Annotated in this window: 11 protein-coding genes and 2 riboswitches; of the genes, 9 read left to right on the plus strand and 2 right to left on the minus strand. The window is 66.0% G+C overall.

Features of this window, described 5'->3' with window-relative positions; all coding sequences use genetic code 11:
- Positions 1-333: 333 nt before the first annotated feature.
- The gene (locus tag DVS29_RS27700; RefSeq protein ID WP_118183733.1) at positions 334-1,239 is read left to right on the plus strand and encodes a c-type cytochrome; all 906 of its coding nucleotides are present in this window, start codon (positions 334-336) and stop codon (positions 1,237-1,239) included.
- A 96-nt stretch (positions 1,240-1,335) separates the two neighbouring features.
- Here DVS29_RS27700 and DVS29_RS27705 read toward each other — a convergent pair whose 3' ends face one another.
- Together DVS29_RS27705 and DVS29_RS27710 are read right to left on the minus strand one after the other, a co-directional pair.
- Positions 1,336-1,917: a hypothetical protein gene (locus DVS29_RS27705; protein ID WP_118183734.1), complete on the minus strand. Its 582-nt coding sequence runs from the start codon at positions 1,915-1,917 to the stop codon at positions 1,336-1,338.
- A 5-nt stretch (positions 1,918-1,922) separates the two neighbouring features.
- Positions 1,923-4,019, minus strand: a complete 2,097-nt coding sequence (locus DVS29_RS27710) for a UvrD-helicase domain-containing protein (protein ID WP_118183735.1) — start codon at positions 4,017-4,019, stop codon at positions 1,923-1,925.
- Between the two features lie 202 nt (positions 4,020-4,221).
- Here DVS29_RS27710 and DVS29_RS27715 point away from each other — a divergent pair, with 202 nt between their 5' ends.
- From DVS29_RS27715 to DVS29_RS27750, 8 genes are all read left to right on the plus strand, one after another.
- On the plus strand, positions 4,222-5,283 hold the full coding sequence (locus tag DVS29_RS27715; RefSeq protein WP_118183736.1) for an oxidoreductase: 1,062 nt from the start codon (positions 4,222-4,224) through the stop codon (positions 5,281-5,283).
- Between the two features lie 197 nt (positions 5,284-5,480).
- A complete protein-coding gene (locus tag DVS29_RS27720; protein ID WP_118183737.1) occupies positions 5,481-5,834 on the plus strand; it encodes a hypothetical protein in 354 nt (117 codons plus the stop codon).
- A 224-nt stretch (positions 5,835-6,058) separates the two neighbouring features.
- Positions 6,059-6,162: riboswitch (glycine riboswitch) on the plus strand.
- 62 nt (positions 6,163-6,224) lie between these two features.
- Positions 6,225-6,369: riboswitch (glycine riboswitch) on the plus strand.
- Positions 6,370-6,461: 92 nt separating this feature from the next.
- On the plus strand, positions 6,462-7,580 hold the full coding sequence (gcvT, locus tag DVS29_RS27725; RefSeq protein WP_118183784.1) for a glycine cleavage system aminomethyltransferase GcvT: 1,119 nt from the start codon (positions 6,462-6,464) through the stop codon (positions 7,578-7,580).
- 122 nt (positions 7,581-7,702) lie between these two features.
- Positions 7,703-8,083 (plus strand): glycine cleavage system protein GcvH, encoded by a 381-nt coding sequence (gene gcvH / locus DVS29_RS27730; RefSeq protein ID WP_118183738.1) that lies wholly within the window; start codon positions 7,703-7,705, stop codon positions 8,081-8,083.
- A gap of 95 nt (positions 8,084-8,178) precedes the next feature.
- A complete protein-coding gene (gcvP, locus tag DVS29_RS27735) occupies positions 8,179-11,109 on the plus strand; it encodes an aminomethyl-transferring glycine dehydrogenase (protein WP_118183739.1) in 2,931 nt (976 codons plus the stop codon).
- 112 nt (positions 11,110-11,221) lie between these two features.
- Complete coding sequence (locus tag DVS29_RS27740) at positions 11,222-12,358, plus strand: alginate lyase family protein (protein ID WP_205962523.1); 1,137 nt, start codon at positions 11,222-11,224, stop codon at positions 12,356-12,358.
- 29 nt (positions 12,359-12,387) lie between these two features.
- Entirely contained in the window at positions 12,388-13,776 is a 1,389-nt protein-coding gene (locus DVS29_RS27745; protein WP_118183740.1) for an L-serine ammonia-lyase, read from the plus strand.
- 117 nt (positions 13,777-13,893) lie between these two features.
- Positions 13,894-15,603 (plus strand): thiamine pyrophosphate-binding protein, encoded by a 1,710-nt coding sequence (locus DVS29_RS27750; protein ID WP_118183741.1) that lies wholly within the window; start codon positions 13,894-13,896, stop codon positions 15,601-15,603.
- Positions 15,604-15,624: the final 21 nt, after the last annotated feature.

The following is a 15,624-nucleotide window of genomic DNA, read 5'->3' on the forward strand; positions in this document are numbered from 1 at the left end:
ATACCAGGGCCATGCGCTTCTCCATCCCGATTCCCCAAAAATCGAGAGTAAACGACGCTTCGCCCTTTGTTTACAACCACTAACCTGCCCAAGCCCCCCAGTAAACGACTTCCTAATGCGATTGCCCTGGCATTTCACGCCAGCCGCGTCGCTACGCAAGCCACGTCACACAGCCCACACTAACGCCCAACCCCGGGTAAACGCCTGCTGAAGTCGCTCGCGGCCCGCTCGCCGGGGCCGAAACGTTACGTCTATAATCGGTCAAGTTTGATCAGATGTACGCCGTTGCCGTCCTGCTGTACCGCTCACAAAATCACGGGAGACGAGACAAGCATGAGCGAAGCACCCCACGGAGCCCCGATCAAAACACCCGGCCAGCTGATCGCTGCCATCATTGCGTCGTTTGCGATCCCGGTCGTCATCATCATTCTGCTCGCGGTCTACGCCAACAAGGCCACCCGCACCGGGGCCGGCACCGACGAACTGTCCGATGCGCAGGTCAGCGCCCGCATCGCGCCGGTCGCCCAGCTGAACCTCCGCGACGCCAATGCGCCGCGCGTCTACAAGACCGGTGAGGAAGTCTTCAAGGCTGTCTGCTCCGCCTGTCACGCCACCGGCGCCGCCGGCGCGCCCAAGTTCGGCAACGCAGGCGACTGGGCGCCGCGCATCGCGCAAGGCTTCGACACGCTCTGGCACACCGCGCTGACCGGCAAGGGCGCGATGCCCGCGCGCGGCGGCACCAGCCCCGACGACTACAGCGACTACGAAATCGGCCTCGCCGTCGCTTACATGGCGAACCACGGTGGCGCGAACTTCCAGGATCCGCCGAAGCCCGCACCAGGCGCGCAGGCATCGGGCGCAGCCGCAGCTGCCGCGCCGGGCGCATCGGAAGCGGCAGGTGGCACCAACGCGCAAGCCGCCGCGGCGATCGCCGCGCTCGCAAGCGTGCCGCAGTCGTCGTCGGCGCCGGCCGCCGGCGCAACGCAAAGCGCCGACGCTTCGCAGGCGGGCAAGGCGCTGTTCACGCAGGTGTGCTCCGCGTGTCACACGGCGGGCGTGCTCGGCGCACCGAAATACGGCAACAAGGACGACTGGGCGCCGCGTCTGAAGGATCCGATGGACGTGATCTACAACTACGCGCTGCACGGCAAGGGCGCGATGCCGCCGAAGGGTGGATCGAACGCGTCGGATGCCGATGTGAAGGCCGCGGTCGACTACATGGTGTCGGCGGTCAAGTAACACGACGCGCGTCTAGCGAGACAGCGACCGCGTAAGCGCAAAAAATCCCCGCGTCGGCTAGCAAAGGCCACGCGGGGATTTTTTTATGCCGCTCAACTAGCTAACCGAAGGCGGCAGCGCCGGCTCCGCAAAACCTTCGACGAAGCGCAACGCCGGCTCCTGCATCGCGATCGCGCCGAACCGCTCGCGCAACTCGCGCGGCGTCAGCCACGGATAGCTGAGCCCCTGCTGCAACGTCTCGACGAGCCGCGCATCCGGATCCGCGACCACGTCCATCCGCGCGATGTGGATGTGAAATGCAGTCACGCGCGGCGTCGCATCCAGCGAACCGAACGTCCAGCGATAGTGTCCGTTGCCGACCCGCAGCGTGCGCGCCGCCGGCTCGCGCATCACGACGAGCCACGGCACCGTCACGCAACCGTCATCGTCCACTCGCAGATCGTCGCAGACGTACCACGTCATGCATTGCGAGTACTGCGCGCCGAAGTCGATCACGAGCGTCTTCGCGATCGCCTCCGCGCCCACGGTGCGAGCGGGAAACGCGATGTTGGTGGTGGCGAGCGAGAAGGTCAGGATCGCGTCGGACGCGAACACATCGGCGATGCGTTCAGGACGCGTGTGGTCCTTCGCATCGATATAGCCTTCGAGCAGCGCGCGATAGTGCGTCAGCAACGTCATGGCCCTTACCCCTTCTGCAGCAACGCCTTGAGGCTCGCGAGCCGGTCCTTCGGCGTCATCGGCGCTTCTTCGGCGGTTGGCGGCGGCGCGTCGTCGAGTTCCATCTCGGGAATGAAGCGCGACGCCTCGCACACGATCGTCTCGCGCGCCCGCTTGCGCTTCTTGCACCAGTTCAGATGCAGGCTGCGCTGCGCGCGCGTGATCGCGACATACATCAGCCGACGTTCTTCCTCGATGCGCGCGTCGTCGATCGGTTCGTCGTCGGCGCCGCCGCGATGCGGCATGATGCCTTCCTCGACACCCACCAGAAACACGTGCGGATATTCGAGCCCCTTCGACGCATGCACCGTGGAAAGCCGCACCGCATCCGGGTCTTCTTCCTTGCCTTCCAGCATCGACATCAGCGCGACGGTCTGGATCAGGCCGAGCAGGTTCTTGCCGGTATCGCCGAGCCCGTCGGCATTGTCGTAACCGGTCGCTTCACCTTCGCCGTCGTCGGACACCTGCTGCTCGGGCTTCGTGCCCTTGCGCTTCAGCCACTCGAGAAACTCGAGCACGTTCTGCCACTTCGACTGCGCCTGGCGCTCGTCGAACGTGTCGTACAGATACGCCTCGTAGTGGATCGCGTCCATCATCTCGTCGAGCAACGTGGTCGCCGCATCCTTGTCCGCACGATCGGTGAGGCGCTGCATGAAGTCGCAGAACACGCGCAGCGGTTCGACCTGGCGCGCCGACAGCCGCGCTTCGATGCCGCCCATGTACACCGCCTCGAACAGCGACACTTTCGCCTGACCCGCGAACGAACCGAGCGCTTCGAGCGTGGTATTGCCGATGCCACGACGTGGCGTGGTCACCGCGCGGATGAACGCGGGATCGTCGTCCGCGTTCGCGATCAGGCGCAGATACGCGCAGATGTCCTTGATCTCGGCCTTGTCGAAAAACGATTGCCCGCCCGACAGCACGTACGGAATGCGTTCACGGCGCAGCACCTGTTCGAAGATGCGCGCCTGGAAGTTGCCGCGATAAAGGATCGCGTAGTCGCGAAACTGCGCGCGCCGTTCGAACTTGTGCGCGGACAAACGGAACACGACCGATTCGGCCTCGTGCTCTTCGTCGTTGCACGGTGTGACGGTGATCGTGTCGCCCATGCCGTGCTCGGACCACAGCTTCTTCTCGAACAGCTTCGGGTTGTTCGCGATCACGTTGTTCGCGGCGGTGAGAATGCGCACCGTCGAACGATAGTTCTGCTCAAGCTTGATCAGATGCAGCTTCGGAAAATCTTTGCCGAGCTGCGCGAGATTCTCGAGCGTCGCGCCGCGCCAGCCGTAAATCGCCTGATCGTCGTCGCCCACCGCGGTGAACGCGGCGCGCGGCCCGGCCAGCAGTTTCAGCAGCTCGTACTGGCACGCGTTGGTGTCCTGATACTCGTCGATCAGCAGATAGCGCAGCTTGTTCTGCCAGCGGTCGCGCACCTGTTCGTTCTTCTCGAAGAGTTCGGCGGGCAGGCGGATCAGGTCGTCGAAATCCACCGCCTGATACGCATGCAGCGTGGCCACGTAGTTGCGATAGACGATCGCGGCCTGATGCTCGTCTTCGTTCGATGCGGTGGCCAGCGCCTGCTCCGGCATCACGAGCCCGTTCTTCCACAGCGAGATGATCGACTGGACCTTGCGGATGAAGCCTTTATCTGTCGAACCGACCTGCTCCTGGATCATGCCGAAGCAGTCGTCGGAATCCATGATCGAGAACTGCGGCTTGAGGCCCACATGTTCCGCTTCCTGCCGGAGAATCTGCACGCCGAGCGAGTGGAACGTGCACACCGTCAGCTGGTTCACCGGCACCTTGCGGCCTTCCTTGCCGGGCGTCGTCAGCGTCTTGCCTTCCAGCAGCTTGCCCACGCGTTCGCGCATTTCCGCCGCGGCCTTGTTCGTGAACGTGACGGCCGCGATGTGACGCGGCTCGAAGCCCTTGTTCTCGATCAGGTGCGCGATCTTCTGCGTGATCACGCGCGTCTTGCCGCTGCCCGCGCCGGCGAGCACGAGACAGGGTCCGTCGAGATACCGGACGGCTTCGCTTTGCGCGGGATTCAGGCCTGCGGACATCGTGTGTGGATGGTGTGACGGTTTGACGAAGCGGGGAAGGCACCGCGTGCGGCGCCGAAGGGACCCGCGATGTTAACACGGATGCGCGCGGTCGCATGCGTGCGCCGACCGTGCCAAAATCGTGCCGTAGCGTGCTCGCCGCGACCATCGCGGCACGCTTGATTTCCGCCCTTTTTCGCAGGACTTTCCGCAGGATCACGCCATGACTACACCGCTGAAAATCGGCCTGATGGGATACGGCTTCGCCGGCGCGACGTTTCACGCGCCGGTCATCGAACACTGCGGCCGCGCGGTCGTCGCGGCCATCGCGACGAGTTCGCCCGACAAGGCGCGCGCCGACTATCCGGATGCGACGCTCGTCGCGGGCATCGATGCGTTGCTCGCGCTGGACGAGGTGGAATGCGCAGTGATCGCCACGCCGAACGACACGCACTATCCGCTCGCGAAGCAGTCGCTCGAAGCGGGCAAGCACGTCGTCGTCGACAAGCCGGTCACGCTGACGCCCGGCGAAGCGCGCACGCTCGCCGATCTCGCGAAGCAACGCTCACTGCTGTTCGCGCCATTCCACAACCGCCGCTGGGATGGCGATTTCATGACGGTGCGCGATCTGCTCGCGGCCGGCACGCTCGGCCGCGTCACGCACTTCGAATCGCACTTCGACCGCTTCCGGCCGGGCGTGCGTCAGCGCTGGCGCGAAGAGGCGTCGCGCGGCGGCGGGCTGCTGTTCGATCTCGGGCCGCATCTGATCGATCAGGCGCTCGCGCTGTTCGGCGCGCCCGCGACGGTCAGCGCGACGGTGAAGACGCATCGCGACAACGGCGGCGCGCCGGATTACGTGCACGTGCTGCTCGGCTATCCCGAGCGCGAAGTGGTGCTGCACGCCACCGCGCTCGCGGCGATCGATCCGCCGCGCTTCGCGATTCACGGCATGCGCGGCAGTTACGTGAAGCACGGCCTCGACACCCAGGAAGACCAGCTGAAGGCCGGACTGCGTCCGGGCCAGCCGGGCTATGGCGGCGGCAATCCGGCGGGCGCGCTGCGCGTGCTCGAAGGCGAAGGCGATGCCGCGCGCGAAATGGAACGCGAACTGCCGACGCGCGACGGCGCCTACGCGGACCTCTACCGCGCGGTCGCGGCGGCGATCCAGGACGGCGTGCCGTTCCCCGTCAGCCCCGACGATGCCGTCGACGTGATGACGATCATCGAACTCGCACAGAAAAGCGCGGACGAAGGCCGCCGCCTGCCGTTCGTGCTGCTGCGCTGAGAAGCGTTGAGAGAAGCGCCGGGAAGTATCGAACGCATGCTTTCGGGCCGTAATGAGGAGGAAAGCCTCGCGTGACGGCATCGAAAGGAACGGGCAGTTACAAATTATTGCCAACCCGCGGTCATCTTTTGCAACAATGCGTGCGTTTCTGCGATGTCGGACTACCGACGTGGAACAACTACGACAAGGAGAACCGCATGACCCGTTTCATTCGTGCGCTGGCATGCGGCGCGCTGGTTTCGTCGCTCGCAGCCTGCGTGGTGCAGCAGCAGCAACCGGCGCCGCCGCCCCCGCCGAATCCGCACGAAGCCGCCGTGCAGCGCTTCAATCAGGTGAACGGCCGCATCGATAACCTGAGCCGCCGCATCGACAACCGCGTGAACCAGGGCTTCTATCCGCCGCCGCAAGGTGGCGCGCTGCATCACCGTCTCGACGTGGTGCGTCAGGAAGCGCGCGACATGTCCGCGCAACATGGCGGCGGTCTGTCCGGCGACGAGCAGCGCGTGCTGAACCAGGAACTGGACAACGCGCAGCACGCGATCGACCAGTAAGCGTTTCGCAGTGCGCACGCATCGGAAGGCGTGCGCCCGCTGCCAAATACGGCAGGCTCGCACCAAGCCCGCGCAGAACGCTTCATGCGTTCTCGCGGGCTTGTTCTTTTCCTGCGCGTCTTTCGCAAAGGCATCTTTTTTTGACAGCGCGCCGCCCGCAAACGCACACGCCCTCTGCGGTTTCGGGGTTAATTTGACAAGCCCATGGCCGTCGCGTACAGTCGCCGCACGCGTCGGGAGAGCGCGCCGTTTGCCGTTTTTCAAGGCACCTGGCGCCGCCGAAGGGGCACACCCGCAAACTCTCAGGCAAAAGGACCGACCGCGTCGAAATCACCGTCCGTCGTTCGTTGCGCACTGTCTCAAAGCTCGTCGCGCACCGTCGGTCCGGTCGTTTCGCACTCTGGAGAGCGGCAGTAGCCAGCGCGTCGCAAGACGCAGGCAGGCTGCCCACCGAAGGGGCGCGCGCGGCACGCGTGGCACGGCAACCGTGACACGTCCGCGCAATCTCTCAGGTATCGAGGACAGAGGGGCCATGTATCGCATCGCTTGCCGGCATCGCGCCGCAAGCTGTCGCGCTACGTGGCCTTTTTGTTTTGCTGCGTCGATTCCCTGAAGGCCGAGGCCCCGATGACTGAACTTCAACAGACCCCGCTCAACGCCACGCACCGTTCGCTCAATGCGCGCATGGTCGACTTCGGCGGCTGGGACATGCCCGTCAACTACGGCTCGCAGATCGACGAACACCGCGCCGTGCGCACCGACGCCGGCATGTTCGACGTGTCGCACATGCGCGTCGTCGACTTCACCGGCGACCGTGCCCGCGCGTTCTTCGAGTACGCGCTCGCGAACAACGTCGGCAAGCTGCAGACCCCGGGCCGCGCGCTGTACTCGTGCATGCTGAACAGCAACGGCGGCGTGATCGACGACCTGATCGTCTATCGCTTCGCCGACGACAACTTCCGCACCGTCGTCAACGCCGGCACCGCCGAGAAAGACATCGCGTGGTTCGGCCAGCTCAATGCGGAAGGCGGCTTCGGTCTCACGATCACGCCGCGCCGCGACCTCGCGATCGTCGCCGTGCAAGGCCCGAACGCGCGCGACAAGGTCTGGCAGGTCGCGCCATCCACACGCAGCGCCACCGAACTCCTGAAGCCCTTCAACGCCGCGAAGATCGAGAACACGCCGTTCGGCGAATTGATGGTCGCGCGCACCGGCTACACCGGCGAAGACGGCTTCGAGATCGTGATTCCCGCGACGGAAGTCTGCGCGTTCTGGGACGCGCTGCAACGCCAGGGCGTGCGCCCCGCGGGTCTCGGCGCGCGCGACACGCTGCGCCTCGAAGCGGGCATGAACCTGTACGGCCAGGACATGGACGAAGACGTGTCGCCGCTCGACGCCGGCCTCGCATGGACGGTCGATCTGAACTCGCCGCGCGACTTCGTCGGCCGCGAAAAGCTCGAGGCGGATGGCATGCAGCAGGCGTTCGTCGGCCTGATCCTGCACAAGGACAACGGCAAGGCGGCGGGCGTGCTGCGCGCGCATCAGAAGGTCGTCACGCCGCAGGGCGAAGGCGAGATCACGAGCGGCACGTTCTCGCCGACGATGCAGGAATCGATCGCGTTCGCGCGGGTGCCGGTGGGCGTGAAGCCGGGCGACATCGTGCAGGTGCAGATTCGTGACAAGGCGCTTCCCGCAAGCGTGGTAAAACTGCCTTTCGTGCGCAACGGCAAGGTGCTCGCCGGCTGATCCGCCGGCTTCACTGCTGGTCCTCGCGGACCACCGCCGGAACGTAGCGGAACAATGCGGAACGCAGCGCACGACCCCAACTGCACAACCGAACCACTGGAACCAACGCACAGGAGCAACCGATGAGCATCCCGGCCGATCTGAAATACACCGAATCGCACGAGTGGGTCCGCACCGAAGCGGACGGCACGCTGACTATCGGCATCACCGACCACGCGCAGGAAGCGCTCGGCGACATCGTCTTTTTCGAAGTCCAGGCGCTCGGCAACAGCGTGTCCGCCGGCGACACGATCGCGGTGATCGAGTCCGTGAAAGCCGCTTCGGATATCTACGCGCCGGTCTCCGGCGAAGTGATCGAAGCGAACACCGCCGTCGCCGATGCGCCGGACTCCGTGAACAGCACCCCGTACGACAGCTGGCTCTTCAAGATCAAGCCGGCCGCGGGCGCGTCGCTGGACAGCCTGCTCGACGCAGCCGCCTACGAAAAGGCAATCGGCGCCTGATCTTTTACCCCACGGGTACGGCGCATGCATCACGCCAAAAGCGCAACGCGCGCCACCAGCGCGCCTGAAGCCGCGCCGTACCGCAGGAACACCACATGAAGCTCGAACACCCGGATCGCCTGATGAACCGCACGCCTCTTTCGCTCGCCGCGCTCGAAGTGCACGACGCCTTCGCCGAACGCCACATCGGCCCGGATAGCGCCGACCAGCAAGCCATGCTCGAAGCGCTCGGCTTTGCGTCGCGCGCCGCGCTGATCGACGCGGTGATCCCGCAGGCGATCCGCCGCGCGGAGGCGCTGCCGCTTGGGCCCTTCGCGCAGCCGAAGAGCGAAGCCGAAGCGCTCGCCGCGCTGCGCGAGCTCGCGGACAAGAACCAGGTGTTCCGCTCGTACATCGGGCAGGGCTACTACAACGCGCACACACCGACGGTGATCCTGCGCAACGTGCTGGAAAATCCGGCGTGGTACACCGCGTATACGCCGTACCAGCCGGAAATCTCGCAGGGCCGTCTCGAAGCGCTGCTGAACTTCCAGCAGATGATCGTCGACCTGACGGGGCTTGCGATCTCGAACGCGTCGCTGCTCGACGAAGCGACCGCCGCCGCCGAAGCGATGACGCTGCTGCAACGCGTCGGCAAGCCGAAATCGAACGTGTTCTACGTCGCCGACGACGTGCTGCCGCAAACCATCGAAGTGGTGAAGACGCGCGCAACGCCGGTCGGCATCGAGGTGAAGGTCGGCCCGGCTGCTGACGCCGCGAACGCGAATGCGTTCGGCGTGCTGCTGCAATACCCGGGCGTGAACGGCGACGTGCGCGACTACCGCGCGCTCGCAGATGCTATCCATGCTGCCGGCGGTCACGTCGTGGCGGCCGCCGATCTGCTCGCGCTGACGATGCTCACGCCGCCGGGCGAATGGGGCGCGGACGTCGCGGTCGGCAACTCGCAGCGCTTCGGCGTGCCGGTCGGCTTCGGCGGTCCGCACGCCGCGTATCTCGCGGTGCGCGACGAGTTCAAGCGGCAGATGCCCGGGCGCCTGGTCGGTGTGACGGTCGATACACAAGGCAACCCCGCGCTGCGCCTCGCGCTGCAAACGCGCGAACAGCACATCCGCCGCGAGAAAGCGACGTCGAACGTCTGCACTGCGCAGGCGCTGCTCGCGATCATGGCCAGCATGTACGCGGTCTATCACGGCCCGCGCGGCCTCAAGATGATCGCGCAGCGTGTGAACCGCATCGCCGCGCTCGTCGCGGCGGGCGCGAAGGCGCTCGGCTACACGCTCGTCAACGAATCGTTCTTCGACACGCTCACGTTCGAAACCGGTGCCCGCACCCAGGCGCTGCACGACGCCGCGCTCGCGAAGCGCATCAACCTGCGCCGCGTGAGCGACACGCGCGTCGGCCTGTCGGTCGACGAAACGACGACGCGCGCCGATCTCGCCGACCTGCTCGCGGTGTTCGCGCAGGCTGCATTCTCGAACGACGTGCCGCAGATCGACGCGCTCGACACGCAACTCGGCGCGGCGAACACGTTCCCGGCCGAACTCGAACGCACGAGCGCGTACCTCACGCATCACGTGTTCAACCGTCACCATTCGGAGACGGAAATGCTGCGCTATCTGCGCAGCCTGTCGGACAAGGACCTCGCGCTCGACCGCTCGATGATCCCGCTCGGCTCGTGCACGATGAAGCTGAACGCGACGTCGGAAATGCTGCCGGTCACGTGGCCCGAGTTCGGTCAGATTCACCCGTTCGCACCGGCCGAACAGACGGTCGGCTACCGCGAGATGATCGACCAGCTCGAGCAGATGCTCGTCGCGGCAACCGGCTACGCGGCCGTGTCGCTGCAGCCGAACGCCGGCTCGCAGGGCGAGTACGCGGGTCTGCTGATCATCCACGCGTACCATGCGTCGCGCGGCGAAGGTCATCGCAACGTGTGCCTGATTCCGGCTTCCGCGCACGGCACGAACCCGGCTTCCGCGCAGATGGCGGGCATGCAGGTCGTCGTCGTGGCGTGCGATGCGCAAGGCAACGTCGATATCGAAGACCTGAAGAAGAAGGCCGCGCAGCACGCCGACAAGCTCGCGGCGATCATGATCACGTACCCGTCCACGCACGGCGTGTTCGAGCAGAACGTGCGCGAGATCTGCGAGATCGTGCACCAGCACGGCGGCCAGGTGTACGTGGACGGCGCGAACATGAACGCGATGGTCGGCCTTACGGCGCCGGGTCAGTTCGGCGGCGATGTGTCGCACCTGAACCTGCACAAGACCTTCTGCATTCCGCACGGCGGCGGCGGACCGGGCGTGGGTCCGGTCGCGGTCGGCGCGCATCTCGCGCAGTTCCTGCCGAACCAGACGTCGTCGGGCTACAAGCGCGCCGAGCAAGGTATCGGCGCGGTGTCGTCGGCGCCTTACGGTTCCGCGTCGATCCTGCCGATCTCGTGGATGTACATCGCGATGATGGGCGCGAAGAACCTCACCGGCGCGACCGAAGCCGCGATCCTCAACGCGAACTACGTCGCGAACAAACTTGCGCCGCATTACCCGGTGCTGTACTCGGGCCCGGGCGGGCTCGTTGCGCACGAGTGCATTCTCGATCTGCGCCCGATCAAGGAAACCAGCGGCATTTCGGTCGACGACGTCGCGAAGCGCCTGATGGACTACGGTTTCCACGCGCCGACGATGAGCTTCCCGGTGCCGGGCACGCTGATGGTCGAGCCCACCGAGTCGGAGTCGAAGGAAGAGCTCGACCGCTTCGTCGAAGCGATGATCGCGATCCGCAACGAGATCCGCGCGGTCGAAGAAGGCACGAGCGACCGCGAGGACAACCCGCTGAAGCATGCGCCGCACACGGCCGCCGTAGTTGTCGGTAACGACTGGAAGCATGCGTATGCGCGCGAAACGGCAGCCTATCCGCTGCCGTCGCTCGTGACGCGCAAGTACTGGCCGCCCGTCGGCCGCGCGGACAACGTGTATGGCGACCGCAACCTGTTCTGCTCCTGCGTGCCGATCGCAGACTACGAGTAAAGGAACTGTCGTGATCCAACGTCGCGCGTCGAATATCTTCGACGCGCGGCTGCGTTCGTGCGTTGAAACAGCTAACATCACACACCGAATCAGCCCCACGAAGGAGCTTCGCATGGCGCGACAGGTGCGACCGATGGCACGGCACACGACGCAGATCCCACCATGGCGGGCCATCGGCAGGCCGCTTGCCGCACTGGCCGCGGTCTGCGGTACGCTCTGCGTGCCGGTCCGCAACGCTCACGCCGCGATGAACTTCTGCGCCGCGCCCGCGCTCCAGACCAGCGAACGCACGAACGCCGACCCGGGCGTCAAGGCGCTCGTCGCCGAGGTCCAGTCCCATCTGAACGACCCGCCGCATGCGGTCGCGAAGCTGCACACCGAAGGCACGTTGCCGCACGAAGGCATCTACGACCAGAGCGTCGAAGCCGAGAAAGACCTCGATCTGATGCGCAACGCCGCACTCGCGTGGCGCGCGACGAGCGACGAGCGCTATCTGAAGCTCGTCGACCGTCTGCTGTATGCATGGGTCACCACCTATCAGCCGAGCTTCAATCCGATCGACGAAACCCGCTTCGAAGGCCTGATTCTCGCGTACGACATGACCGCGAGCGCGCTGCCGGTGAAGACCCGCAACGCGGCGATGGCGTTCCTCACGAAGTTCGCCACCGGCTATATCGCGCAGATCGATGCGCAGAAGCGGCCGCTTACCGGGACTTTCCGCAACAACTGGCAGAGCCATCGCGTGAAGCTGATCGCGATGGCAGCGTTCACGCTCGACAACCGCAAGCTGATCGCGGATGCGCAGCGCCTGTTCGTCGAGCACGTGGGCGACAACATCGCGCCCGACGGCTCGACGATCGATTTCGCCGAGCGCGACGCGCTGCACTACGTGACCTACGACCTGCAGCCGCTCGTCACCGCCGCACTCGCCGCGCGCCGGCACAACCGCAACTGGCTTGCGGAACGCGCGCCCACCGGCGCGACGCTCGCCGACGGCCTCAACTGGCTCACCCCCTATGCGCTCGGCACGAAGACGCACGACGAGTTCGTGCAGTCGAAGGTGCCGTTCGACGAGAAGCGCCGCGAAGCCGGGTTGCCCGGCTACTCGGGACAATGGGACCCGAAGAACGCAGCCGAACTGTTTCACCTCGCCGCCCGGCTCGACGGCCGCTATACGCCGATCGCGCTCAAGCTCGCACCGACGCCGCCCGCGTGGCTCGCCGTGTGCCTGCCGTTGCCGGCGCGCTAAACGCACACATTTCCGCAGGAGCAGTTGCAATGGCAGTCAGCGTGTTCGATCTGTTCAAAATCGGTATCGGTCCGTCGAGTTCTCACACGGTCGGACCGATGCGCGCCGCATTGATGTTCGCGCAAGGGCTCGAACGCGACGGGCTGCTCGCGTCGACGGCTTCGGTGAAGGTGGATCTGTACGGCTCGCTCGGCGCGACTGGCAAGGGCCACGGCACGGACCGCGGCGTGATGCTCGGCCTGCTGGGCGACGCGCCGGACACCGTCGATCCTGACACGATCGCGGCGCGTCTCGATGCGATCCGCGCGTCCCGCTCGCTCGCGCTGCTCGGCACGCACCCGGTGCCGTTCGTGCCGAAGGATCACATCTCGTTCTATCGCCAGGCGCTGCCTGAGCATCCAAATGGCCTGAAGCTGCGCGCATTCGACGCCGCCGGCGAGACGCTGCGCGAAGCGACGTATCTGTCGGTGGGCGGCGGCTTCGTCGTCACGGCGGGCGCGCCGAACACGAAGGTGCTGTCCGCTGCGGACCAGATGCCGTATCCGTTCCGCAGCGCCGCCGAGCTGCTGCAACTGTGCGCGGACTCGGGCAAATCGATCGCGCAGCTGATGTGGGACAACGAGCGCGTGTGGCACACGGAAGAGGAGACGCGCACGGGCCTGCTGAAGATCTGGGACGTGATGCAGTCGTGCGTGGCGCGTGGCTGCGGCATCGGCAATCCGGACGCGGACGGCAATCTGCCCGGTCCGTTCCAGGTGAAGCGCCGCGCGCCGCAGCTGTATCGCGCACTCACCGGCAATCCGGAAAAGGCGTTGCAGGACCCGCTTTCGATGGTCGACTGGATCAATCTGTACGCGATCGCCGTGAACGAAGAGAACGCGGCGGGCGGCCGCGTCGTCACTGCGCCGACCAACGGCGCGGCCGGCATCATTCCCGCCGTGCTGCACTACTACTGGCGCTTCATGCCGCACGCGAACCAGCAAGGCGTGATCGACTTCCTGATGACCGCCGCCGCGATCGGCATCCTGTACAAGCTGAACGCGTCGATCTCCGGCGCGGAAGTGGGTTGCCAGGGTGAAGTGGGCGTGGCCTGTTCGATGGCCGCCGGCGCGCTCGCCGCGGTGATGGGCGGCACGCCGGGCCAGGTGGAGAACGCCGCCGAAATCGGCATGGAACACAATCTCGGCCTCACCTGCGATCCCGTCGGCGGCATGGTGCAGATTCCGTGCATCGAACGCAACGCGATGGCGTCGGTGAAGGCCGTCAACGCCGCGCGCATGGCGCTGCGCGGCGACGGCAGCCACTACGTGTCGCTCGATTCCGTCATCAAGACGATGCGCGAAACCGGCGCCGACATGAAGACCAAATACAAGGAGACGTCGCGCGGCGGCCTCGCGGTGAATATCGTCGAGTGCTGATGCCGCGCGCCGTGTCGCGCGATCCGCGGCGGCGCTGACGTTGCAATGCTGTTGCAACGTCGTGCGCCGGCCGCTCTGCGAACCGATCAAACCGACCAGTCTGGAGGCTTCCCCGTCATGTCACATGCTTCAGTTTCCGATTCCGCTACCACCACCGGCGCACAGCTGCTCGTCGATGCGCTGGTGACGCATGGCGTCGAGCGCGTGTTCTGCGTGCCAGGCGAGAGCTTTCTCGCGGTGCTCGATTCGCTGCACGACGAGACGAAGCAGATCGAAACGATCGTCTGCCGTCACGAAGCCGCCGCGGCGAACATGGCGGAGGCCACCGGCAAGCTGACCGGCAAGCCCGGCATCGCGTTCGTCACGCGCGGCCCTGGCGCCACGCATGCGTCGATCGGCGTGCACACCGCGTTTCAGGACTCGACGCCGATGATCCTCTTCATCGGCCAGTGCGCGCGCGAGCACATGGACCGCGAGGCGTTCCAGGAAATCGACTACCGCCGCATGTTCGGGCAGATGGCGAAGTGGGTCGCGCAGATCGACGATCCGAAGCGCGTGCCGGAGTATCTGAGCCACGCGTTCCACGTCGCGACGTCGGGACGGCCGGGCCCCGTGGTGCTCGCGCTGCCGGAAGACATGCTGAGCGACCCGTGCCCCGTGGTGCCGGGCGCACCGGCTTATCATCGCGTCGCGGCAGCGCCCGCGCCCGCGCAGATCGCGAAGCTGCGCGAACTGCTCGAAGCCGCGAAGAAGCCGATGGTGATCGCGGGCGGCAGCGGCTGGACGCCGCAGGCGTGCGCCGATTTCCGCAGCTTCGTCGAGACGTGGCAATTGCCGGTCGGTCTCGCGTTCCGCTTTCAGGACACGCTCGACAACGAGCATCCGAACTATGCGGGCGACGTCGGCCTCGGCATCAATCCCGCGCTCGCGCAGCGCATCAAGGACGCGGACCTGCTGCTGGTGATCGGACCGCGCCTCGGCGAATCGACGACGAACGGCTACACGCTGCTCGACATCCCGAAGACGAAGCAGACGCTCGTGCACGTGCATCAGGGCGCGGAAGAACTGGGCCGCGTGTATTCGGCGGATCTGCCGATCGTGTCGGGCATGCCCGAGCTCGCGGAACAGCTCGCGGCGCTGAAGCCTGCATCCGCATCCGCGCCCGCGTGGAGCGGCAGCGCCGAAGCAGCGCACCGTGCGTTCCTCGAATGGCGCAAGCCGCGCCCGATTCCCGGCGACGTGCAACTCGGCGAGATCATGCTTCAGCTGCGCGAGAAGCTGCCGCAGGACGCGATCCTCACCAACGGCGCGGGCAACTACGCGACGTGGCTGCATCGCCATTTCTCGTACCGGCATTTCCGCTCGCAGCTCGCGCCGACGAGCGGCGCGATGGGCTACGGCGTGCCCGCCGCGATCGCCGCGAAAGCGATGTATCGTGACCGCGCCGTGGTCGCGCTGGCCGGCGACGGCTGCTTCATGATGTCCGCGCAGGAAATCGCAACTGCAATGCAGTACGACCTGCATGTGCTCTTCATCGTCGTGAACAACAGCCAGTACGGCACGATCCGCATGCATCAGGAGCGGCACTATCCGAACCGCGTGCACGGCACCGGGCTGACGAACCCGGACTTCGCCGCGTTCGCGCGCTCGTTCGGCGCGCATGGCGAGCTCGTCGAACGCACGGAAGACTTTCTGCCGGCGCTCGAACGGGCGATCGCCGCGAAGCGCGCAGCCGTGCTCGAGGTCCGCATGCCGCAGGAAGCGAGCACGCCGGGCGCGACGCTCGAGCAGATTCGCGAGCAGGGCAGGAAGTTGCGGGGGGAATGATTTGAGGTGATGCGGCGAGGA

Source organism: Paraburkholderia phosphatilytica, assembly GCF_003443895.1.
GTDB classification, from domain to species: Bacteria; Pseudomonadota; Gammaproteobacteria; order Burkholderiales; family Burkholderiaceae; genus Paraburkholderia; species Paraburkholderia phosphatilytica.